Genomic DNA, 22,314 nt, shown 5'->3' on the forward strand with positions numbered 1-22,314 from the left:
CGGAGCTGTAACCAAATTACAGCCGCCCTGCCCCCTGCGGGGGCTTCAGCCCAGGTGCGAGCGGGTCCAGCGCACGATGTCGGCCGCGCCCATGGCGCCCGGCTGGCGCGCCACCTCGCGGCCGTTCACGTACAGCGCCAGCGTCGGAATGCTGCGGATGTTGAGCCGCGCGCCCAGCGCCTGCGCCTCTTCGGTGTTGACCTTGGCCAGGCGCACATGGGGCTCCAGCTGCTTCGCCGCGGCCTCGAACTGCGGCGCCATCATGCGGCAGGGGCCGCACCAGGGCGCCCAGAAATCCACCAGCACCGGCAGTTGCGAGCGCGCGATGTGCTTCTCGAACGCCGCCTCGTCCAGCGCGACCGGGTGGCCATTGAACAGTGGGCGGTGGCACTTGCCGCAATCGGGCGTGGCCGACAGATCAGCCGGCGCCACGCGGTTGGTGGTGTGGCAGTGCGGGCAGACGACGTGCAGGGATTCGGTGGCAACGGTCATGGGCGGGCTCCAAGGGTTTCGGGGCAGATGGGGACCGCCGGCACCACTTCAAGAGACACCCCACCGGGTATGCGACGGGCGCTCAGATCAGCTGGCCGATCAGGCTGGCGACGAAGCTCAGCAGGATGGTGGTGGTCAGCGGGATGAACCACTCGCGGCCGAAGGCCTTGAAGCGCAGGTCGCCCGGCAGCTTGCCGAAGCCCAGCTTGTGCAGCAGCGGCGTGAACCAGCTGATCAGCAGCAGGGCCAGGAAGATCACGATCATCCAGCGGATCACGGCGGCTCCTACAGACGGTGGGTGCGGTCGCCGGTGGCAAAGCCCATCGGGTTCCAGCCTTCGGCGCTGGGCGCCGGCGCCAGGCCGATCACCTTGAACAGCTCGCCCATCTCGTGCTCGTTGACCAGCCTGGAGAGCATGGCGTTCTCGCGCGGGCCGGCGTCTTTCGCCACCTCCAGCAGCCCGCAGTTGATCAGGAAGCGCCCCTGCGAGGTGTAGCCCAGCACCGCCATGCCGGCGTCCTGCGCGGCCAGCGCGATGCCGGTGAAGTTCACGTGTGCGGTGATGTCCTTGAGCCCCAGGTCGGTCAGCGGATCGTCGTCGCTGCGGTGCGCGCGGTGGCAGATCAGCGTGCCCATGTGGCGCTGCGGGTGGTAGTACTCGGCCTCGGGGAAGCCGTAGTCGATGAAGAAGGCCGCGCCGCGCACCAGGCGCTCGGCCAGCGTGCGGACGAAGGCCTCGCCCTGCGGGTGGATCTCGGTGAGGTAGTCGTGCGGGCCTTCGATGTCCAGCGGCGGCCGCAGCGCCGTCGGCCGGTCGGCCCAGTCCAGGCGGCCGTCGTCGGCCAGCGCCACACCGCGCTCGTGCCAGACGCCGTCGTCCTGCCCGCCGACGCGGTGCAGCAGCTGCACCGGCATCGCGTCCAGCACCTCGTTGCCGATCACCACGCCGACGAACACCGCGGGCAGGCGGTCGGCCCACACCACGCGGTCCGCATGCCGCGCCAGCGTGGCCCGCTGGCGCTCGCGCAGGCTGCCCGAGAGGTCGACGATGGTGTAGCGGCTTGGCGCCTGGCCCAGCGCCGTGAGCGCGTCCAGCACCTGCAGCGCGAGCGCGCCGGTGCCGGCGCCGAACTCCCAGACCTCGTCGGTGTGCGTGGCGGCGAGCGCCTGCGCCACCTGGCGCGCCAGGGTGTGGCCGAACAGCGGCGAGAGCTCGGGTGCGGTCACGAAATCGCTGCCCTGGCCGGCCACGCCCTCGGGCATCTGGCCGAACTTCGGCGTGGCGTTGGCGTAGTAGCCCAGCCCCGGCTCGTACAGGGCGATGGCCATGAAGCGGTCGAAGGGCAACCAGCCACCGGCCTCGCGGATGGCCTCGGCCACGGTGGCGTTCAGCTCGTTGCGGGCACCGGATGGCGAAGGAACGGACGGGGTGATCACCCGCCCATTATCCGGGACGGCCTGCCCTCAGTAGACGCCCACGGCGTTGAGGTACCAGCCCTTGAAGCGGTAGTCGGCGTGGCGCAGGTCGTCGCTGAAGCGGGTGAAGTTGTAGCCCACCCCAAGGCGGAAATAGGGCGTGACCTGCTTGTCCAGCCCTACCAGCCAGCCGGCCTGTTTGTTCTTGTCCTGCACCGTCTGCAGCCAACGGTGTTCGACCAGCGCCTCCCAGTCCTGCGCCATGTGCAGGCGGACCTGGGCGGCCACGAAGTGCCGGGTGTTCTTGTACCAGGCACCGGTGTTGCGGCCTTCGCGCAGCTCGCCGCTGCGGTAGGCGTATTTGCCTCCCACTTCCCACAGCGGGTTGATGCGGTAGAGCAGCTCGCTGGCGAGGATGTGCGCGCGCTGGTCGACCTCGTTGCTGGCCACGCCCGAGGTGGGCGAGACCTGGGTCAGCGCCCCCAGGTCGTACAGGTAGGTGTACTTGCCCAGCCAGGCCCAACGGCCATGGCCTGCGGGGCGGTAGGACAGGCCCAGGTTGGCCTCGGTGAAGCGGGCCTCGTCCTCGCTGGACAGCCGGTCTTCGGTCACGGCGGTTCTGAGCCGGGCGGCGGCGCGCCAGTCTTCGCTGAACTTGTGCCGCAGACCGACGCTGAGCAAGGTCTGGTCGCGCGACTGCGCGCCCCGGTCGCGGCGGAGCTCCAGGCGCGGCGTGAAGCTGGTGCGGTGGTCGTTGTAGCTGGCCAGCACGGTGCTGGAGCGGCGCGTGGTGCTGCCGCCTTCGGCGTGGTCGATGCGGCTGAGCGCATGCCGGAAGCCCAGTTGCCAGTGGCGGGCGATGTTGTAGTCCAGCCCCAGGTTCTGGCCTTGCCCGTCCTCGTCGGGCCGGCGGCTCAGCTGCGCCTCCTGGAACAGGCTCAGGCCGCCACCGGCGTTCCAGCGCTGGCCCACCGAGAACGTGCGGCCCGCCCCGTCTTCGAGAAACTCGCTGCCGAAGAGGTCGCCCGGCTGGTGGGCGTAGGTGTAGCGCGAGTAGAGGTTGTAGTCGGGCGTGAGGTAGTGGTTGCCTTCGAGCTTGCCGGCCACACCCAGCGTGCCGGTAGAGACCTCGCCGGTGACGGACGAACGCTCGCCAAAGCGCCGCGTGGCCCCCAGGCCGTAGCGGTCGTTCTTCAGGCCCTCGTCGCTCTGCAGCGTGCTCTGCACGAAGCCATAGGCCTCGGTGCGGCCGCTGAGCCGGCGCTTGTAGCGCAGACCCGCATAGGTCGCGGTGCCCGCATCGGCCCCGCCGGCCACCGCCTCGGGGTCGGCGAACCCGTCGTCGGGTTCGGAACTGCGCACCCGGCGCAACTCCAGCCCCACGCTCTGCTGGTCGTCGAGGTGCCAGTTGCTCACCAGCTGTGCCTGGTCGATGCGGTTCTGCCCTTCCACTTCGCGTCGGCTCAGGCGCGCCCCCACGTCCAGCCCGGTGCCCACCTCGGTCAGCGCCTCGACGCCGGACTCGCGGCTGCGCAGCCCGCCGGTTTCGGCGCGCGCGGTGGAGTAGCCGGCCTCGCGGTCCTTGTACCAGGCGCCTGCGCTCACGTTCTGCTCGGTCCACCCCAGCTCGTTGAGGTTGACGCGGGCCTCGACCCCCAGGGCCTCGCCGGAGCGGGGACCAGCTTCCACGCCGGCGGTGCGGTCGGTGTAGGTCAGCCCGCCGTTGTCGGAGTAGTTCACGCTGGCCTGGGTCGATTCGCTCTGCGCCACCTCGGCCTTGAGGTAAGTGCCGCGCCCGGCGCGCAGGGTGAGGTCCAGGCCGCGCAGCTGGTAGTCGTCTCCGGCGCGCTCCTCGGTCACGTAGGTGCCGCCCACCGCCACATGGTCATTGGCCCAGACCTGCCCGCGCCCGCCGGCCACCAGGTTCTCGATGCCCTGGGGCACGTACTCGTAGTCCACCAGCAGGTGGTTTTCGTAGTCGCCGTCGGCGCTCAGGCGCACGATGCCAAAGCCGCTGTCCAGCTCGCTGCGGCCCAGCGGGCGGCTGAGGATGATGCGGCCCTGGATGTAGTCGATTTCGTAGTCGGTGCCGTAGGCCAGGCGCCCACGCTGCACGACCTGACCGGTGACCCGGTCGCGCACCTCGATGCTCAGCTGTTCCGTTCCGCGCAGGAGGTCGGTGTGCTTGAGGTAGTACAGGCTGCCGCCGGTTCCCAGCAAGTCGCTGTAGCCCTTGGCGGACTGCGCCTCGGAGGCGAACACGCTCACCTGCGACCGGGGATCGTCGTAGGGCGTGGTTTCGCTGCTGCGCCAGCGGAACGCGCCGCCATAGAGGGTGCGGTTGTACTGGTTGAACTCGCCGCCGCTGATGCCGGTGTTGAAGCTGCCCCACACCGCCTGGTTCTTGTCCCAGTCCAGGCGCAGGTAGAGCTTGCCGGCGGTGTCGGCGTCGCGGTAGCTGGTGGAATCGTCGCCGTACACCGCGTAGTACTGGTCCGGGTCGAGGCGACGGAACACGTCCTGCGGCGTGGCCTTGAAGAAGTGGTGGAACAGGTTGTTGAGTTCCTGGTCCTCGGTGTCGGCCTGCGCGGTGAACAGGTATTTGCCTTTGACCTTGCCCTTGAGGTAGAAGGCCAGGCGCCCCTCCTTGAGCAGTTCCTGCTCGAAGCCGTCGGCCGCCGCCGCAGGCTCGATGTTGCCCGTGACCTGTGACTTGGAGAGGTAAAAGTCGGCCATGCCGACCATGAAGAAATACTCGCCGCTGATGTTCACATCGAGCTGGCGCGTGAACACCGGCTGGCCGGGCAGGCCGTTGACCTCGATGGTGAGCGCGTGCGAACCGACGGGCAGCAGCACCTCGGAGACGAAGCGCTGGTTGACGTCGATGGACGCGCTCTTGCCGTTGATCTTGATGCTGGCCTGGTCAGGGATGTCCTGGCCGAAGATGCGCACGATGGAGCCCGACACCGGGATGTTCTGCCGGACCAGCCCGTTGACCAGCTGCGCCTCGCGCGCCAGCCGCTGGTCCAGCGTGAAGCCATCGGCCAGTTCGTTGCTCTGGCTGATCAGCTGCTCGCGGGCGATGCGCCATTCCTCTTCGGTGTACAGGCGCACCGTGCGCGCCTGGGTCTCGTCGGCCTGCCCGCCCCTGCCATAGGCGCGCACCAGGTAGACCAGGGTGTCGCCCGGCCGCAGCCGGTGACCCGCGGGCAAGCGGCCGTCCCACTGCACCACGCCTTCTCCGCTCACCGGCACCGGCAGCCGCACCAGCGGCCTGACCATATCGGTGTCGCGCCCGGCGTAGACGAGCAGCTCCATGCGCTCGATGAAGTGCGCGTAGTTGTTGCTGACGTTGAAGCTCAGCCCCTCGACCACCTGGTCGTCGCGCAGGCCTGCGATGCCCGAGGCCGAGACGTTCATCTGCGGGCTGAGGTTGGCCGGGTCTTCGGTGGCCCAGACCCGGCCACCGCCGGGCAGGGACAGCACCTGCCCGGTTCCGACAGCGGACCGGGCAGCCGTCGGGGTCGCTGCGGTGCCGGCAGCCTCCTGGGCCACGGGCGCAGGGGCCGCCATCTGGGCCACTGCGGCCAGCGGCGTCAGTACGAACAGGGCGCAGAGCAGGCGTTCGATGCGATGGGTGGGGGTGTTCATCATGCGGTCATCCGTAGGGTGTCTTCGGGCATCTGCGCCATCACCGGGTTGCAGGGGCCGTGGCCGGTGCCGGAGCGCCGAAGCCCACGCCAAAGTCGAAGCGCACCGCCAGCCCGCCCGTCAGGCGACGCACCAGGGGGTTGGCCGAGGTCACCCGCGCGCCCTGCGGCAAGCTGACCGGGTCCACCTTGAGCACGAAGTTGCGTCCATGGGCGCGTGCCGCTGCATCGATGCCGACCAGATGGAAGCGCCCGTAGCTGTCGGTCTGCACGACCAGTCCTTCGGGGCTGGCCAGGCGCACGCCCGGAATGCCCACTTCCGAGACGCCGTGGTTGGTGACGATGTAGTCCACCCGGTAGCGCCCCTCCTGCGGCGTCACCGTGCGCTGCACGCGCAGGTCCTGGTTGTTCAGGCCAGCGGCGACGTCGCCTGCGTGCTCGTAGCGGACATCGCCGCCGGGCGCCACGACCAGCCGCGCCCCGTCCTCACTGGTCACCACGGTGTCGCTGGTGAACACAGGTGCTGTCACCCACTGGCTGATCACCACGCTGTGTGATGGCACCGAGGCGTCGCCACTTTCGCGCCCGCGCAGCGTGCCGAGGCGGATGCCGTGCAGCAGCGGAGCGCTGGCGTCGGGCTCGGGCTGGGCGCCCTGCCCGCGGTCCACCGTGGTGGAGCCGGCCACATAGACGGCGGGGTCGATGCCGCCCTGGATGCGCACGCCCTGCGCGTCGGCACTGTCCTGCCAGCCGTCACCGTCCTGGTCGATGAACACCTTGCCGATGATGGAGGTTTCGTCGGTGTCCGGGTCGGCGCTCACCACCACCACGGCCTTGGCCGTGCTGCCGACCTTGGCACCTTCGTGGAAGGGTTCGGCGGTGTTGGTGGCCTCGCCCCGGCGCGCGTTGGCACCCACGCGCACCACGTAGCTGATGTGCGCCCGGCCGTTGCCCGCCAGGTCGATCTGGCCCAGGGTGATCGGGCCGGTCCCGCTGGCCGTGCCGCGCGCGTCCACGTCCTGGAAGCGCACGCTGCCCGGCACCAGGCTGAAGCCTGGCGGCGGCGTGTCCACGATCTGCAGGCCGTCGACCTCACCGTCGTTTTCGGTGAGGTTGTCAATCTGCAGGGTGTAGGACACAAAGTCGCCCACGCGGGCCTGCCGGGTCTGTGCGGTCTTGATGACCCGCACCAGCACCTGGCACTGCTTGACCTTCACCACGATCCGCGCGCTGTCGCAGTTGTTCGACACGCTGCGCTGGCAGATCCGGTAGCCGATGACGTAGGTGCCGCCCGGTGTGCCGGCCGGCACCTTCACTTCGCCCGTGGCCGTGTTGAGCTCGGGCACGGGCTTGCCCGGCTTGGCGGGTTTGGCCGGGGAGGTCACGGTGCCCAGGATGTCGGCCGCACGGACGGGTTGGCCGTCCAGGGTGTCGTTCTTGTAGGCGTTGCCCACCACCACGTCCGATTTGGGGCACATGACTTCGCCGAAGTCATCGTCCTTCGCCCGGATCACGGCGTTCACCACCTGCGTCGTCAACGTCACGCGGCACTGCGCGTCCTGGCTGCCCGCGGCGCACACATTGCCGGTGGCGGTGGCCACGTTCACCACCCGTCGGGCACGGGCATCGGCCGCTGTGACCCGGTAGGTGCCCTGCAGCACGCAGGTCTGGCCCGGCAGCACGCTGGCACAGACGGCATTGCCGGGGTTGATCTGGGCATCGCTGATCACCACGTCGGTGAGCGGCACGAAGCCGGAGTTGGTCACCGTGACGCGGTAGGTCAGGGTGTCGTTGAGCGAGACTTGGCCGTTGCCGTCTTCGTCGGCGTTGCTCAGCACCTGCTTGCCCAGGGTCTGGCGCGGTGTCGAGGTCACGGCCATCGCGAAGCTGCGGGTCGAGATCTGTCCGTTGGCGTCGGTGGCGGTGATTGTGAAGCTGAAGGAGCCGACCAGTGTGGTCGTGCCCGACAGCAGGCCGGTGGTGCTCAGGGTCAGGCCCGAGGGCAGCGCCCCGCTGGTGACCGAGAAGCTGTAAGGCGCCACACCACCCGAGGCGGTGATGGCCTGGCTGTAGGCCTCACCGGCGACCGGTTCGGGCAGGGTGGCAGGCGCCATCACGATGGTGGGCGTGGCCACCTCGATGCTGTAGTTCTGGGCCACCGAGAACGGCGCGCCGGCTCCGGTCAGCACGCTGTCGGTCGCCGTGATGGTGACGGGATAGTTGCCAGGCGCGGTCGGCGTGCCGGACAGCGTGCCGCCGGCAAAGCTCAGGCCCGTCGGCAGTGCGCCGGTCAGCGCATAGGTGTGCGGACCCGGGCTGCCGCTGGTGCTGAAGGTCTGTGTGTAGGCGCTGCCGTACGGCGCTGTCAGCGTGCCGGCGGCCGGTGTCATCAACAGCGTCGGCGCGCCGATGACCATGGTGTAGGCCCGGCTGCCGACCTGGCTGAAGTTGTCGGTCGTGGCGACCGTGAAGTTGAAGCTGCCCACCTCGGTCGGCGTGCCGGTGAGCGCGCCGCCGCTGCCCAGGGTAAGGCCGGTCGGGAGGCTGCCAGCGGTCAGGGCGAAGCTGTAAGGCGCGATGCCCCCGCTGGCCGTGAGCGTCTGGCTGTAGGCCACACCGATGGCGGGGTTCGGCAGGGTCGCCGGACTGACCACGACCGTCGGCGCGGCCACCTCGATGGTGTAGTTCTGCGTGATCGAGAACGGCGCGCCGGTCCCGGTCAGGCCGGAATCCACCATCATGATGCTGATGTTGAAACTGCCCAGTTGCGTCGGGGTGCCCGATATCGTGTAACCGCTGATCGTCAGGCCGGTCGGCAAGGAGCCGATCATCACCCGGTTGTACGGACCGGGGCTGCCGCTGACAGCGAAGGTCTGGCTGAAGGGCACGCCGTAGGGCGCACTGAGCGTGCCCGGGGCCGGCGTCATGGTCAGCGTGGGCGCGCCCACCACCAGGGTGTAGGCGCGGCTGCCGGTCTGGCCGTTGGCGTCCGTCGCGGTCACGGTGATCGGGAAGCTGCCAGCCTCGGTCGGCGTGCCGCTCAGCGCGCCCCCCGTGCTCAGGGTCAGCCCGGCGGGCAGACTGCCGGCGCTCAGGGCAAAGCTGTAGGCGGCCACGCCGCCGCTGGCGGTGAGGGTCTGGCTGTAGGCGGTGCCGGCGGTGGCACCGGGCAGGGTCACCGGGCTCACCACGATGGCCGCTGCGGCGACGGTCAGCGTGTAGTTCTGCGCGATCGAGAACGGCGCGCCGGTGCCGGTGGAGCCGGTGTCGGTGGCGGTGATGGTGAAGCTGGTGCTGCCCGGCACCGTGGGCGTGCCCGAGACCGTGTTGCCCGAGAACGTCACACCCGTCGGCAGGGAGCCCGTCAGCGCGTAGCTGTAGGGACCGGTGCCGCCACTGGCCGTGAAGCTCTGGCTGTAGGCCGCGGCATAGGGGGTGTTGAAGGTGGCGGCGGCCGGGGCCAGCGCCAGACCGGGCGCCGCCACGGTCAGCACATACACCTCGCTCACCGTGTACGGTCCGTTCCCGGTGCTGCTGTCGGTGGCAGAGCCGGTGAGCGAGAAGCTGCCGGCCTGGGTCGGTGTGCCGGACACGGTCACGCTGTTGGCCGTGGTCCCGGTGATCGACAACCCGGCCGGCAGGTTGGTGACCTGGTAAGCGCCCCAGGGCTGCGCGCCCCCGAACAAGGTGATGGTCTGGGAATACGGCAGGCCGACGGTGGCCGCGAAGCTGCCGCTGGCGGTGGAGGTGATGACCGGGTCATTCACCGTGACGGTGACCGTGGCCGGCGCCGAGGTGCCGCCGCTGTTGGCCGCGGTGTAGGTGAAGCTGTCCGGCCCGCCGTAGCCGGTGGTCGGCTGGTAGGTGATGCTGGTGCCGCTGGCGATGGCCGTGCCGTGGCTTGGCGCGCTGGCGACAGCCACCGAAGTCGCCGCACCACCAGTGATGCTCAGCGTCACCGGCGTGGCCGCCGCGTTGTACGCCACGGTGAGCGTCACCGCGTTGGCCACCGGCGGGATGTCGATCACGGTGATCGCATACGCCCGGGTCGCAGTGTACGGGCCAGTGCCCGTGCTGCTGTCGGTCGCGGTGATGCTGAAGTTGAACGTGCCCGGCGCACTGGGGGTGCCGGTGATGGCGCCGCTCGCGGCGTTGAGGGTCAGGCCGCCCGGCAGTGCACCGGCGGTGACCGCGTAGCTGTAGGGCGCCGTGCCGCCCGAGGCCGCCGTGATGCTGTCGGCGTAGGCCGTGCCCACCGTGCCACCGGCCAGGCTGGCCGCCGGCAGGACGATGGTGGGCGCTGTCACGGTGAGCGTGTAGGCCTGGCTGCCGGCGAACGGGCCCGGGAATGGGCTGCTGTCGGTGGCGGTGGCGGTGAAGTTGAAGCTGCCACCCGCCGTCGGCGTGCCGCTGAGCACACCGCCCGCGGACAGGCTCAGGCCCGCGGGCAAGGCGCCGGCCGTCACTGCAAAGCTATAGGGCGCGACACCCCCGCTGGCGCTGAGGGTCTGGCTGTAGGCCGCAGTGACGGCGCCACCGGGCAGCGTGCCCGGGCTCACCGTCACGGGCACATCGTCGTTGGTGATGGTGCCGACGCCCTGGTTGTCGGCGATGGTGGCGTTGGACGCGCCGCTGAGGTTGACGAAGAAGGTTTCGTTGGCCTCGGGCACGGTCTCGCCCACCACCGGCACCGTGATGGTCCGCGTGGTCTGGCCCGGCGTGAAGGTCAGCGTGCCGCTGGTGCTGGTGTAGTCGGCGGGCTGGGTGGCGGTTCCGTCGGCGGTGGTGTAGTTCACGCTCACGGTCTGGCCGCTGGCGGCGCTGAGGGTCACCGTGAACACCGCATTGGTCGTGCCGCTGTTGCCTTCTACCACCGTCACGTCGTCGATCGACAGACTCGGCAGCGGGTCGTCGTTGACCACGGTGCCCACACCCTGCCCGTCCACGACGACCGCATTGACCACGTTGGTGACGTTGACGAAGAAGGTCTCGCTCGCTTCGTTCAGGGCATCCCCGTTGACCAGTACGGTGAAGGTGTAGCTGCTGCTGCCCGCCGGGATGGTCTGGCCGGTCAGGCTGTTGGCGACGTAGTCGACACCGGCTGTGGCGGTGCCGTTGGCGGTGGCGATGTCGAAGGTGACGCCGCCCGGGCCCGCCGGCGCGCCCAGGCTGACCGTGAAGGTGAAGCTGGTGGTGCCTGCATTGCCTTCATTGACGGTGACGTCGTTGATGGTCAGCGTCGGCAGGTCGTCGTTGAGGACCGTGCCGGTGGCGCTGGTCGGCACGCCCACCGTGTAGCCGGAGCCGGCCGCGAGGGTCAGGGTGACAGTCTCGTCGGCCTCGATGGTGGCGTCGGCGGTCGGGTTGACCGTGATCGTGCCCGTGGTGTTGCCAGCGGGAATGACCAATGGCGATGCGATGGTCGCGTAGTCGGTGCCGTTGGCAGCGGTGCCGCCGATCGTGTAGTCGACGCTGATCGGGGAGAACGCTGCCTGGTTCAGGGTGACGGTGTAGACCAGGTTGGGTGCGCCATCTTCGGCCACGCTGGCCGGCGACACCGAGATGGTGGCGGACGGCATATCGTCGTTGAGGATGGTGCCGGTGGCGCTGGCCGGTGCGCCGACCGTGTAGCCGGAACCCGCTGCCACTGTCAGCGTGACCGTCTCATCCGGTTCGACGGTGCCGTCCACCGCGGGGTTGATGGTGATCGTCGCGGTGGTCGCCCCGCTCGGGATCGTCACCGTGGCCACACCACCGGTGTAATCGACGCCCGAGGTCGCAGTGCCGCTGGTGGTGATGTTCACCACGGTCGGCGAGGACAGGTTCAGGCTGCGCGTGACGGTGTAGGTCAGGTTGGTCGCCCCGTCCTCGCTCACGCTGGCTGGCGACACCGTCATGGTGACGCTGGGCGGCGGGCTGACGGTGAGGGTGAAGGTCTCGAGTTCGAAATAGGGCGCGCCACTGGGCGTGCTGGCGTCGGTGACGCGCAGCGTGACCGGGTAGCTGCCGGTGGCGGCAGCGGTGGTGCCGCTGATCACGCCAGCGCTGGAGATGGTGATGCCGGCCGGGAAGCTGCCGGTTTCAAGCTGGTAGGTGTGCGGCGCGACGCCCCCGCTGGCGGTCAGCGTCTGGGAAAACGCCACGCCCTGGATGGCGGTGGCCGAGGTCGGCGAGATGGACAGCGAGGGGTTCTGCACCGTGCCGGTGTAGCCCCGGTCCACGAAGTCGGCGGTGCTGTCGGTCGAACGCACGCTGAAGCTGTAGGCACCGCGCTGGGTCGGCGTGCCGCTGATCACGCCTCCGCTGGTCAGGCTGAGACCGACCGGCAGGGCGCCGGTCTGCAAGGTGTAGGTGTAGGGGCCCACGCCGCCAGACGAGGTGAGGGTCTGCGAAAACGGCGTGCCGGCGGTCATGGTCGGCAACGCGGAGGGCGACACGGTGATCGCGGAGACCGGCGCCGAGATGGTGATGTTCACCCGCACTGTGTCGCCGAAGTCGTCCTCCAGCCAGATCGTGTCGCTGCCCCCACCCGCGGGCGTGCTGCCGTTGTGTGCGTAGGTGAGCGACTGCGGCCCGCCGGTGCCCGGACCCAGTGTGACCGTGCCATGCTGTGCGAATGGGGCGAAGGGCCCGCTCACGCCGCCGAAACCACTTTGGCAGGCAGTGACATCGACGACCACGGAGCCACCCCAGCTCACCGTCGCAGTCAACGGTGACGGACAGAAGGAGGACGTCTGCGCCGAGGCCAGCGAGGGCCACAGGAGAACAGCGCCGAACAGCAGCACCAGACGCAACAGCCACGCGCTCACGCGGCGCGCGCACGCAGCCGCACCCCCACTCAAAAATCCTGCAGGCATGTCGCCCTCCCTCACGGCCGTTTCGGCTTGCGTCGCTTGAATGAACGGTTCGCTGGAGGCAAACCATTTCGGTCGGGCAGTATAGATACATCTCGCAACAAATGGCGTTGCCGCCAAGCGACAGCGACATCGCCCTCTCTTTCACGGCAGTGGTCGCGGGCACCAGATCACCCGGGGGACGACTGTCGCCCCAGACCCGTCGGACAGTGGCGATGTTCCCTGCTAGTGCTGACAGGGGAACGCTCGACCCGGACCGCCCAAGCTGCAAAGAATGCGGCGCGGCGGCGCTCAGCCACCGCCCACCACTAACCCAAAGGGAGCCCACGTGAGCGACTTCTTCATTGGCCAGGTCATGATGACCGGCTTCAACTTCGCGCCGAAGTTCTGGGCGCAATGCAACGGCCAGCTGCTGCCGATCAACCAGAACCAGGCGCTGTTCGCCTTGCTGGGAACACAGTTCGGGGGCAACGGCACCACCAACTTCGCACTGCCCGACCTGCGCGGACGAACACCCCTCGGGTATGCCACCTCAGCGGACCCCAGCTGGCAGCCCCCGCCGGTGCAGATGGGCCAGTCGGACGGCGCCGAGAACGTGGCCCTGCTGTCGACCAACCTGCCGGCGCACGTGCACAGCGTGAACGCATCAACCACAGCGGGAGACAACCGGATACCCCGCGACAAGGTGTACGCGACCAACACCACAGCAGACCAGTCGCTCTATGCCGCGTCCAGCGGCCCGCTGGTCCCTCTGAATCAGCAGACAGTCGCCCCCGCTGGCGGCAACCAACCGCACCCCAACCTCCAGCCCTACACCGCGATCAACTTCTGCATCGCGCTCAGCGGCATCTTCCCTTCACGCGACTAACGGCCCGTACCCAGGCCCCCCGACTGACCATTCGGAGCACCGTCTCATGTCCACACCCTATATCGGCGAAATTCGCATGTTCGGCTTCGGCCGCACCCCCATCGGCTGGCAGGCCTGCGACGGCAGCCTGCTGCCCATCTCCCAATACGATGCGCTGTTCGCGCTCATCGGCACCACCTACGGCGGCGACGGACAGAACACGTTCGCCGTCCCCGACCTGCAGGGCCGGCTCCCCATCCATCAGGGCCAGGGCCAGGGGCTGAGCAACTACGTCATTGGTCAGCGTGCCGGCACCGAAAGCGTGACAGTGCTGCCGACCCAGATGCCGGCGCACTCGCACGTCATGGTGGCCACCACGGGCGCATCCACCGCCATCACGCCCGGCCCGACGTTGTTGCCGGGCACCGTCAGCAGCGACACGTTCTACGTGAACACCATCAACGGCAACAACGCAGCGGCGATGTCGAACCAGATGCTGACGGTGAGCGGCGGTTCGCAGCCGCATGAGAACTGCATGCCGACACTGACCGTGCAGTACTGCATTGCCACCGAAGGCATCTTCCCGCAACCGGCCTGAACGCAGAACAACCCCCACAAAGGAACCAGATCATGAGCGAACCCTATGTCGGCGAAATCCAGATGTTCGGCTTCAACTTCAATCCACGCGGCTGGGCGTTCTGCAACGGCGCCACACTGCCGATCCAGCAGAACACGGCGCTGTTCGCCCTGCTGGGCACCACCTACGGTGGCGATGGCAAGACCACATTCCAGCTGCCCAACTTCGCCGGTCGTGCCGGCTGTGAACAGGGCCAGGGACCGGGCCTCACGCCGCGCTCGCTGGGTGAGACCTTCGGCACCGACTCCGTCGCGCTGACCAGCAACCAGATCCCGGCGCACAACCATGGTGTCAACGCGTTCTCGCAGACTGCTTCAGGCAGTGGCTCGAATTCACCGGTCAGCAACGGCGGGCTTTCATTCCTGGCCACGTCCACGGCATCGAAGAACTTCGTCGCCGCGCCCCTCAACACCAGCCTGGCTCCGAACATGGTCCAGCCCAGCCAGGGTGGCGGACTCCCCCACCAGAACCAGCAGCCGTATCTCGGCGTGAACTTCTGCATTGCGCTGCAGGGAGTCTTCCCCGCTTTCCCCTGACGTGGCATCACCTCTCCTGCCAGGCGTGGTGCCATTTCCGCCCGGCCGCGCAGAGCATCCTCCCCGACCCGCACTTTTCACGGAGTGCGGGTTTTTCCTGCGCCCGCTGCGCGATGCCGATCTGCCCTGGCTGTGCGACCTCTATGCCAGCACGCGTGCCGAAGAGATGGCGCTCGTGCCGTGGCCGGAGCTGGTCAAACGCCAGTTCATGGAGCAACAGTTTGCGCTGCAGCACCGGCACTATGTGACCCACTACCCCGAGGCCGACTTCTGGGCCATCGAGCATCGGCACCACGGTGTGTCGGGCAACTGCTATCTGCTGCGCACGCCGCCCGAGCACCTGATCGTCCACATCAGCCTGTTCCCACGCGCACGCAACGGTGGGCTGGGCTCGGCGCTGATCCGGCAGTGCCAGGCCCAGGCGATGGCCCAAGGTTGCGGCGTGCGCCTCCACGTGTTGCAGTCCAACACCGGCGCACGCAGGCTCTATGAACGACTGGGGTTTGTGGCCGGCGGTGACGAGGGGGCCCACCTGTCCATGCGCTGGACACCCCGGCCGGACACAGGCCCGGTCAGTTGAACACCGCCTGGTACAGGAAGCCGGCTTTCTCGTAGGCGATGGGCACCAGGAAAATCCCGACCTCGCCCACCTGCGGGTGGTGCATCGGGTAGGTTTTTTGCGGGAACACCACGGCCGCGGTGTTGCGGAACAGCAGGGAAAACGGCTTGCGCATCGGATGGGGCGCCGCCGCGCCGATGGGCCGCGCCTCGACCAGCACGAACTCCAGGTTCACGTCGTCCAGCCGGGTGGTGAAGGACTGGTTCACACAGCCCGAAAAGTGTTCCAGCGTCAGCAGTTCCATGCGATGAGCCTCCCTCCCCTGTGTCGGGGCAATGGACGATTATCGTCACGGCACGGCACACCCTGTGCTGCTCGCTACACTGCCAGCCTGCCCCTGCACACCCGACATGACCGCCCACACCTCCTCTGACAACAGGCCGTCGCGCACCGCGCTGGTCACCGGTGCCGGCAAGCGCCTGGGCCGAGAGATCGCGCTCACGCTGGCCCGCGCCGGCTGGAACGTCGCGGTGCACTTCCGGCAGTCGGCCGCCGAAGCCGGGCAGACCGCGCGCGACTGCGACGCGCTGACCGGACGCCCGGGCAGCGCCGCCACCTTCGGCGCCGACCTCGCCGACGAGGCCGCGGTGCGCGCCCTGCTGCCGGCCGTGGTGGCGCACTTCGGCGCGGTCGACGCGGTCGTCAACAGCGCCTCGCTGTTCGAACACGACGACGCGACCAGCTTCGGTTTTGCCACCATGGAAACCCACCTGCGCAGCAACACCGGCGCGCCCATCCTGCTGGCCCAGGCGCTGCACGCGCACCTGGCCACGCGCGATGCGGAGGGCGCGGTGGTCAACCTGCTGGACCAGAAGCTCTGGAACCTCAACCCCGACTTCCTGAGCTACACCCTCTCCAAGGCGGCGCTCGAAGCGGCCACCGGCATGCTGGCGCTGGCGCTGGCGCCACGCGTGCGCGTGGTGGGCGTGGCGCCGGGCCTGACGCTCACCAGCCACCTGCTGAGCGATGAGAAATTCCAGACCCTGCACCGCCAGTCGCCGCTGGGCCGCTCGTCCACCCCGGAGGACGTGGCCGCCACCGTGGCCTTTGCGCTAGGCAACCGCTCGGTCACCGGCACCACGCTGCTGGTCGACGGCGGCCAGCACCTGATGCGCTTCGAGCGCGACTTTTCGATGATGTGAGGCGGATGCCCATGAACTCCACGAACCACGCCGGCACCCAGATCCTCACCCTCACCGGGCTGCGCTTCGACGCCAACCTGGGCATCCTGGAGCACGAGAAGACCAGCCCGCAGCCGATCCAGGTGGATGCCGAGCTCAACCAGGGCACCCAGCCTCTGCTGCCGCACGACGACGACATCAGCCACGTGCTGGACTACCGCAAGGTGCGCCAGATCATCATCGACGAGTGCACCGCCGAACACGTGAACCTGCTGGAGAGCCTGATCGGCAAGCTCACGCGGCGCCTGATGCAGCTGCCTGGCGTGATCGGCGTGCGGGTCAAGATCGCCAAGCTGGAGATCTTCGACGACTGCGAGGTCGCGATCCGCATGGAAAGCGGGCAGTGGTGAGGCGCACGCCGTCCCGGTTCTGAAAAAAGAAAGGGCCCCTCGCGAGGCCCTTTTGATGTGCAGGCTGGTGCTTCAGGCCACCAGCGACGGCATCACTTGAAGTTGTACTGGACGCCGACGCCCAGGTACATCAGCTCTTTCCACGAACGCGCTTCGTCCGAGCTCTTCTTCAGGAACACATCGAAGTCGCTGCGCAGGGACAGGTTCTTGGAGAAGGCGTGGGTCAGGCCCAGGCCCAGGGTCGGGCGGGTCTGCGTGCCTTCGACGGCGTCGGTGTGCTTCACACGGGCCACGCCGGCCTTGCCGAACAGGCGGGTGGCTTCACCCAGGTCGGTGCCGACGGTGCCACGCAGGCCCAGGGCGCTGACCTTGGACTCCAGGCCGTTCTCGAAGTTGTGGCTGCTGCCGAACTGTGCAAAGGCTTCCGCACCCCAGAGCTTGTTGAACTGGTAGCCGGCGCCCAGTTGCAGGGCGGGCTTGGTGTCGTGGTCGTTGTGCTGGGCGATGCCGTCGATCGGGCCGTTGCCGATCAGGTCGCGCTGGGCGCCCAGGGTGCCGAAGACGTACGGGAAGGCCACGACTTCAGCGGCCTTGGGCACCACCGGTGCAGGTGCGGGCACCGGAGCGGGCGCCGGCGCGGCCGCCACCGGGGCGGGGGCGGGTGCAGCAGCAGGCACCGGGGCCGGAGCGGCCACCGGGGTCGGGCGCGGCAGCAGGTCGGAGAAGTGGTTGTCGCACTGGCGCATGGTCACGCGCACGATCTTGCCGCTGGCGTCCTTGTACGCGTTGACTTCCATGGTCGGGCTGAACGGGATCCACTTGCCCTGCAACGCCTTGCTCACGCCGCCGCGGCCGCGGGCCGTGGCTACACCCTTGTCGCAGGCGCCCTTGGCGTAGCTGGGGCTCAGGTCCTTGAGCAGCATCGGCGACACCGAGGCCTCACCGGCGCGCAGCTTGGGCTTCTGCTTGGTCTGGGGCTTGTAGAACTTGGCCGTGCCGCCCTGGATGGCGGCGTCGCAGGCCTCGGGCGTGGCGTAGCCGGTGTTGCCGTCGCGGTCGGTGGTCATGCCGGCGGTCTGGGCGGCGGCGACAGAAGAAACGGTGACCAGGGCGGCGGCCAGGGCCACCCGCTGAAGAGCAAAAGACATCAGAAGACTCCAAATAAAATCGTGGATTCCCGCAACGATCGGACCACCAGTCCGAAGCGGGTTGGGCGGCGCATTGTGCACTGCCCACCCAGACCGAAAGTGTATCTTTCGGCCTACATCGACCCGTGATCGGCCTGCGAGCTGCGGCTTTTCACGTTCAACTTGTGCATTGCAACATACAACAGGACGTCCCTGTGCGTTTCGCGCAACGCCGCCGCCCTGGCCCGAGGCCCGACCCATGACCCCCGAAAAACTCGCCTTCGAAAACCAGAAACTCGAAAAGCGCCTGTGCCGCGAAGTCGGCCGCGCCATCGTGGACTACAACATGATCGGGGAAGGCGACCGTGTCATGGTCTGCCTCTCGGGCGGCAAGGACAGCTACGGCCTGCTCGACATCCTCATGAAGCTGCAGAAGCGTGCCCCGGTGAACTTCGAGCTGATCGCGGTCAACCTCGACCAGAAACAGCCGGGCTTTCCGGCCCACATCCTGCCCGAGTACCTGTCCAAACTCGGTATCAAGTTTCACATCGAGACACAAGATACTTACTCGATCGTCAAGGAAAAGATCGAACCGGGCAAAACCATGTGCAGCCTGTGCAGCCGGCTGCGCCGCGGCATCCTCTATCGCGTGGCGCGCGAGCTGGGCGCGACCAAGATTGCGCTGGGCCACCACCGCGACGACATGCTGCAGACCCTGTTCCTGAACATGTTCTTCGGCGGCAAGCTCAAGGGCATGCCCGCCAAGCTGGTCAGCGACAACGGCGAGTTCATGGTGATCCGCCCGCTGGCCTACGTGCCCGAGAAGGACCTGATCCGCTGGGCCGAACACCGGCAGTTCCCCATCATCCCCTGCACCCTCTGCGGCAGCCAGGAGAACCTGCAGCGCAAGCAGGTGGGCAACCTGCTGCGCGACTGGGACAAGCAGTTCCCCGGCCGGCTGGAGAACATGCTGCACGCCCTGCAGAACGTGGTGCCCAGCCACCTGATGGACCGCTCGCTCCACCCCTTCCAGACCCTGCAGACCACCGGCGCGCCGGTGGAGGACGGCGACCTGGCCTTCGACGAGGAGCCACTGGTGGCACCCGCACCCGCCGCCGACGCGGACGCCGAAGAAGTGAACGTCCGGCCCCGTGCGACGGTCATACCGATTGCCGCCACCACCTGATATGGGTGCTGAGCCAGGCGTCCAACCCGCCGGAGGAACCATGACCCGCCTTGCCCTCGCCCTGCTGACCACCCTCGCCCTGGCCGGCTGCGCCGGCACCTACCGCGTGGACAACGCGGTGCAGAGCTACGCGCACTGGTCGGCCGACATCCCCACCGGCGCCCAGGCCCCGGCCGCCGTGCCCCAGGCGCCACAGACCTACCGCTTCGAGCGCCTGCCCTCGCAGCGGGAGAGAGGGTCCGCCGAAGACCAGAACCGGCTGGAAGCCTGGACCCGGACCGTGCTGGAAACACACGGCTGGACCGTCGCCGAGGCGCCGGCCAACGCCCCCTGGCGGGTGCAGGTCACGGCCACCACCGTGCGCAACGCCCGCAGCCCCTGGGACGACCCATGGCCCAGCTGGCGCTTCCGGGGGCAGGTCGTGGCCGGCAATGGCTATTTCTACTGGTCGCCAATGTTCGTCGTGCCGATGGACATGCCCTGGTACGAGCGCAAGGTGACCGTGGTGATCCGCGATGCAGCATCGGGCCGTGTGGTCTACGAAACCCAGGCCGGCCACGATGGCCGCTGGAACAGCACCCCTGCGCTGTGGCAGGCCATGCTGCAGGCGGCGCTGAACGGTTTCCCGGCGCCGCCTTCCGGCCCGCGGCAGGTCGACATCGACCTGCCGCGCTGAGCCCGGCCGGCGCCTTCAGCGCGGCGGCGCCTCCATCAACGCGCGCACCGCATCGGCCAGCGCATCCATGCTGTCCTGCTTGCCCAACACATCGGACACCCCGGCCGCGGCCGCGGCATCTAGCAGCGCCTCGTTCACATGCCCCGAGACGATGGCGATGCGCAACCCGGGCCGCAGCGCATGCACCGCCTGCGCCAGTTCCACACCGCTCATGCCCGGCATGTTGTGGTCGGTCACGCACAGGTCCACCGGCTCCCGGCTGACGCGGAACCAGGCCAGGGCCTCCTCGCCCGACAGGAAGGTGCTGACCCGGTACCCCTGCTTGCGCAGCAGCCGGCCGGCCAGGAACACCAGCGCTTCGTAATCGTCCACGTAGACGATGTGCCGCCCCGGCGGCGCGGGAACGGCCGGTGGCGGTGCGGCGGGTGCAGGCACCTCGGCGTCCGCGGCACCCGAGGCCAGCGGCAGGTAGACATCGAACCGGGTGCCTTCGCCCGGCGTGCTGTGCAGCGTGATCGCCCCCTGGTGCGCCTTGACGATGCCGTGCACCACCGACAGCCCCAGACCGGTTCCACTGCCCGGCGCCTTGGTGGTGAAGAAAGGCTCGAACACGCGCTGCTGCGTCGCCTCGTCCATGCCCGGGCCGTTGTCGGCCACGCTCAGCAGGACATAGGCGCCGGGCGGCAGGTGGCCCAGCCGCAGGGCCTGCGCCGCGTCCAGTTCCACCTCGTCCAGCCCCACGGTGATGTCGCCCGGCCGCTGGTCCAGCGCCTGCCAGGCATTGGTGCACAGGTTCATCAGCACCTGCTGCACCTGCGTGGCGTCGGCCAGCACCGGCAGCGGCGACGTGGCCAGACGGGCGTTCAGTCGCACGCCCGCGGGCAGCAGCGAGCGCATCAGCCGCAGCGCCTCGTTCACCAGCGGCTTCAGCGGCTGGCGCTGCAACTCCTGCGTCTGGCGCCGGCTGAAGGCCAGGATCTGCTGCACCAGCTGGCGCGCGCGGATGGCGGCACGGTGGATCTCGGCCAGGCTTTCCTGGGCGGCGTGGTCCGGCCCCACATCTTCGCGCGCCAGGGCCAGGTTGCCGAGGATGGCGGCCAGCAGGTTGTTGAAGTCGTGCGCCACGCCACCGGCCAGGGTGCCGATGGCCTCCATCTTCTGCGACTCGCGCAGCTGCGTCTCCAGCGCCCGCTGCTGCGCCTCGGCCTGCTTGAGTTCGGTGATGTCCGTGTGCGTGCCCACCATGCGCAGCGGCCGGCCATCGGCGTCGCGTGCGATCACCATGCCGCGCGACAGCACCCACTTCCACGACCCGTCCTTGCAGCGGATGCGGTGTTCGTTGCGGTAGAGGGCGGTGCGGCCGTCGAAGTGCGCCTGGCGGTCGGCCTGCATCTGGTCCACATCGTCCGGGTGGGTCCGCCCGTCCAGCTCCTGCGCGCGCGGCATCAGTTCCTCGTCGGTGTAGCCGTACATGGCCTTGATGCGCGGCGACACGTATTCGTCGCCGGTCACGAGGTTCCAGTCCCACACGCCGTCCCCGGCGCTGTCCAGCGCCAGCTTCCAGAGCGCCTCACTGTCACGCAGCGCCAGCTCGACCTGCATGCGCTCGCTGATGTCCTCGACCGTGCCTTCGTAATAGAGCAGCCGCCCCTGCGGGTCGTACACCCCGTGGGCGTTCTCGTTTACCCAGCGGTGCTGCCGGTCGCGGTGGCGCACCACCTCGGAGACGAAGCCTCGCACGAAGCCGTCGCGCACGAGTTGCGCCTGGAACTCGGCCCGGCGGCCGGGCTGCACGTACCAGTCGCTGCCGACCCGGTTCACGTCGTCCAGCATGGCCTGCTCGTCGCTGTAGCCGTTGAGCTGCACCAGCGCCGGATTGGCACGCAGCATCACGCCGTCCCTGGAGCTGCGGTAGGCGCCGATGGGCAGGAACTGGAACAGCGACGAGAAGTCCGCCACGCGGGCGTCGTGGTGTTCGGGCATCGCGTTATTGTGTCGCGTCGTCCTCCGGACCGGCCCATCGACCATCCGGTGGTCAGACCGTCCGTCCGGCGCTACAGTGACCGTTTTCTCACCCTGGGGCTTTTTCTTGCACGTCACCCGCATCATCGCCGTGCGCCATGGCGAAACCGCCTGGAACCGCGACACCCGCATCCAGGGCCACACCGACATCGCGCTGTCCGACAAGGGCCGCTGGCAGGCCGAGCGCCTGGCCCAGGCCCTGTGCGACGAACCCATCGCCGCGTTCTACGCCAGCGACCTCTCGCGCGCCTTCGACACCGCCAGCACCACGGCCCGCGCCCACGGCAAGCCGGTGCAGGCCCACCGGGGCCTGCGCGAGCGCGCCTTCGGCCGCTTCGAAGGCCTGACCTGGGCCGAGATCGAGGCCCACCACCCGGAGGACGCACTGGCCTGGCGCAAGCGCGTGCCCGACTTCGCGCCACCGGGCGGCGAGTCGCTGCTGCAGCTGCGCGAACGCGTGGTCGCCGCCGTCGACGAGATCGCCGCGCGCCACCCCGGCGAACAACTGATGCTGGTGGCCCACGGCGGCGTGCTGGACATCCTCTACCGTGCGGCCACACGGCTGGAGCTGCAGGCGCCGCGCAGCTGGGACCTGAGCAACACCGCGGTCAACCGCCTGCTCTGGACACCCGAGGGCCTGGGCCTGGTGGGCTGGGCCGACACCGGACACCTGCAGGACGACGGGGCGCTGGACGAGAGCACCGCCTGAGCCACCGACGCC

General features: G+C 68.8%; 17 protein-coding genes. 9 read left to right on the forward strand and 8 right to left on the reverse strand.

From position 1 onward, the window contains the following. Nucleotides 1–45 precede the first annotated feature (45 nt). The 5 genes from trxC to HPF_RS20815 all read right to left on the reverse strand — a co-directional run bounded on the left by trxC (nt 46) and on the right by HPF_RS20815 (nt 12,415). Nucleotides 46–492 carry a thioredoxin TrxC gene (gene trxC / locus HPF_RS20795; RefSeq protein WP_133157708.1) on the reverse strand — a complete coding sequence of 149 codons (447 nt, stop codon included), beginning with the start codon at nt 490–492 and terminating at the stop codon, nt 46–48. 82 nt (nt 493–574) lie between these two features. Next, complete coding sequence (locus tag HPF_RS20800; protein ID WP_066155069.1) at nt 575–769, reverse strand: DUF2905 domain-containing protein; 195 nt, start codon at nt 767–769, stop codon at nt 575–577. Between the two features lie 8 nt (nt 770–777). Further along, entirely contained in the window at nt 778–1,929 is a 1,152-nt protein-coding gene (locus HPF_RS20805) for a class I SAM-dependent methyltransferase (protein ID WP_424955182.1), read from the reverse strand. Between the two features lie 27 nt (nt 1,930–1,956). Continuing rightward, nucleotides 1,957–5,562, reverse strand: coding sequence for a TonB-dependent receptor (locus HPF_RS20810; protein WP_133157709.1), 3,606 nt, complete (start codon nt 5,560–5,562; stop codon nt 1,957–1,959). Nucleotides 5,563–5,599: 37 nt separating this feature from the next. Beyond that, nucleotides 5,600–12,415: a beta strand repeat-containing protein gene (locus tag HPF_RS20815; RefSeq protein ID WP_133157710.1), complete on the reverse strand. Its 6,816-nt coding sequence runs from the start codon at nt 12,413–12,415 to the stop codon at nt 5,600–5,602. A gap of 325 nt (nt 12,416–12,740) precedes the next feature. On the opposite strand from HPF_RS20815, the gene HPF_RS20820 reads away from it, so the two are divergent. The 4 genes from HPF_RS20820 to HPF_RS20835 are packed head-to-tail and all read left to right on the forward strand — an operon-like array spanning nt 12,741 to nt 15,012. Next, nucleotides 12,741–13,280 carry a phage tail protein gene (locus HPF_RS20820; RefSeq protein ID WP_133157711.1) on the forward strand — a complete coding sequence of 180 codons (540 nt, stop codon included), beginning with the start codon at nt 12,741–12,743 and terminating at the stop codon, nt 13,278–13,280. A 46-nt stretch (nt 13,281–13,326) separates the two neighbouring features. Further along, nucleotides 13,327–13,857, forward strand: coding sequence for a phage tail protein (locus HPF_RS20825; RefSeq protein WP_066155079.1), 531 nt, complete (start codon nt 13,327–13,329; stop codon nt 13,855–13,857). Between the two features lie 32 nt (nt 13,858–13,889). Further along, nucleotides 13,890–14,432, forward strand: coding sequence for a phage tail protein (locus HPF_RS20830; RefSeq protein WP_066155081.1), 543 nt, complete (start codon nt 13,890–13,892; stop codon nt 14,430–14,432). Between the two features lies 1 nt (nt 14,433). Then, nucleotides 14,434–15,012: a GNAT family N-acetyltransferase gene (locus HPF_RS20835; protein WP_165961752.1), complete on the forward strand. Its 579-nt coding sequence runs from the start codon at nt 14,434–14,436 to the stop codon at nt 15,010–15,012. On the opposite strand, the gene HPF_RS20840 is transcribed toward HPF_RS20835, so the two are convergent. After that, nucleotides 15,005–15,295 carry a DUF6916 family protein gene (locus HPF_RS20840; protein WP_066155084.1) on the reverse strand — a complete coding sequence of 97 codons (291 nt, stop codon included), beginning with the start codon at nt 15,293–15,295 and terminating at the stop codon, nt 15,005–15,007. The two genes, HPF_RS20835 and HPF_RS20840, sit on opposite strands and share 8 nt — an antisense overlap. 106 nt (nt 15,296–15,401) lie before the next feature. Here HPF_RS20840 and HPF_RS20845 point away from each other — a divergent pair, with 106 nt between their 5' ends. Then, nucleotides 15,402–16,193, forward strand: a complete 792-nt coding sequence (locus HPF_RS20845; RefSeq protein ID WP_066155086.1) for an SDR family oxidoreductase — start codon at nt 15,402–15,404, stop codon at nt 16,191–16,193. A gap of 11 nt (nt 16,194–16,204) precedes the next feature. Then, nucleotides 16,205–16,582: a dihydroneopterin aldolase gene (locus tag HPF_RS20850; RefSeq protein WP_066155421.1), complete on the forward strand. Its 378-nt coding sequence runs from the start codon at nt 16,205–16,207 to the stop codon at nt 16,580–16,582. A gap of 92 nt (nt 16,583–16,674) precedes the next feature. On the opposite strand, the gene HPF_RS20855 is transcribed toward HPF_RS20850, so the two are convergent. Further along, nucleotides 16,675–17,730: an outer membrane protein gene (locus tag HPF_RS20855; protein WP_133157713.1), complete on the reverse strand. Its 1,056-nt coding sequence runs from the start codon at nt 17,728–17,730 to the stop codon at nt 16,675–16,677. A gap of 238 nt (nt 17,731–17,968) precedes the next feature. On the opposite strand from HPF_RS20855, the gene ttcA reads away from it, so the two are divergent. Together ttcA and HPF_RS20865 are read left to right on the forward strand one after the other, a co-directional pair. Then, nucleotides 17,969–18,895: a tRNA 2-thiocytidine(32) synthetase TtcA gene (gene ttcA / locus HPF_RS20860; RefSeq protein WP_133157714.1), complete on the forward strand. Its 927-nt coding sequence runs from the start codon at nt 17,969–17,971 to the stop codon at nt 18,893–18,895. Between the two features lie 40 nt (nt 18,896–18,935). Beyond that, nucleotides 18,936–19,571 (forward strand): DUF4136 domain-containing protein, encoded by a 636-nt coding sequence (locus HPF_RS20865; protein WP_165961753.1) that lies wholly within the window; start codon nt 18,936–18,938, stop codon nt 19,569–19,571. A gap of 15 nt (nt 19,572–19,586) precedes the next feature. Here HPF_RS20865 and HPF_RS20870 read toward each other — a convergent pair whose 3' ends face one another. Further along, entirely contained in the window at nt 19,587–21,554 is a 1,968-nt protein-coding gene (locus HPF_RS20870; protein WP_165961754.1) for a hybrid sensor histidine kinase/response regulator, read from the reverse strand. A 106-nt stretch (nt 21,555–21,660) separates the two neighbouring features. Between HPF_RS20870 and HPF_RS20875 the strand changes: the two genes are divergently transcribed. Continuing rightward, nucleotides 21,661–22,302, forward strand: a complete 642-nt coding sequence (locus HPF_RS20875) for a histidine phosphatase family protein (RefSeq protein ID WP_207959228.1) — start codon at nt 21,661–21,663, stop codon at nt 22,300–22,302. The last annotated feature ends 12 nt before the right edge of the window (nt 22,303–22,314 follow it).

Origin of the sequence: Hydrogenophaga pseudoflava (assembly GCF_004353865.1) — a bacterium.
GTDB classification, from domain to species: Bacteria; Pseudomonadota; Gammaproteobacteria; order Burkholderiales; family Burkholderiaceae_C; genus Hydrogenophaga; species Hydrogenophaga pseudoflava.

Bases quoted from the DNA above. Each gene is read 5' to 3' on its own strand.
- trxC (WP_133157708.1), bottom strand. From the start codon at position 492: ATGACCGTTGCCACCGAATCCCTGCACGTCGTCTGCCCGCACTGCCAC.
- HPF_RS20810 (WP_133157709.1), bottom strand. From the start codon at position 5,562: ATGATGAACACCCCCACCCATCGCATCGAACGCCTGCTCTGCGCCCTG.
- HPF_RS20815 (WP_133157710.1), bottom strand. From the start codon at position 12,415: ATGCCTGCAGGATTTTTGAGTGGGGGTGCGGCTGCGTGCGCGCGCCGC.
- HPF_RS20825 (WP_066155079.1), top strand. From the start codon at position 13,327: ATGTCCACACCCTATATCGGCGAAATTCGCATGTTCGGCTTCGGCCGC.
- HPF_RS20830 (WP_066155081.1), top strand. From the start codon at position 13,890: ATGAGCGAACCCTATGTCGGCGAAATCCAGATGTTCGGCTTCAACTTC.
- HPF_RS20840 (WP_066155084.1), bottom strand. From the start codon at position 15,295: ATGGAACTGCTGACGCTGGAACACTTTTCGGGCTGTGTGAACCAGTCC.
- HPF_RS20845 (WP_066155086.1), top strand. From the start codon at position 15,402: ATGACCGCCCACACCTCCTCTGACAACAGGCCGTCGCGCACCGCGCTG.
- HPF_RS20850 (WP_066155421.1), top strand. From the start codon at position 16,205: ATGAACTCCACGAACCACGCCGGCACCCAGATCCTCACCCTCACCGGG.
- HPF_RS20855 (WP_133157713.1), bottom strand. From the start codon at position 17,730: ATGTCTTTTGCTCTTCAGCGGGTGGCCCTGGCCGCCGCCCTGGTCACC.
- ttcA (WP_133157714.1), top strand. From the start codon at position 17,969: ATGACCCCCGAAAAACTCGCCTTCGAAAACCAGAAACTCGAAAAGCGC.
- HPF_RS20865 (WP_165961753.1), top strand. From the start codon at position 18,936: ATGACCCGCCTTGCCCTCGCCCTGCTGACCACCCTCGCCCTGGCCGGC.
- HPF_RS20870 (WP_165961754.1), bottom strand. From the start codon at position 21,554: ATGCCCGAACACCACGACGCCCGCGTGGCGGACTTCTCGTCGCTGTTC.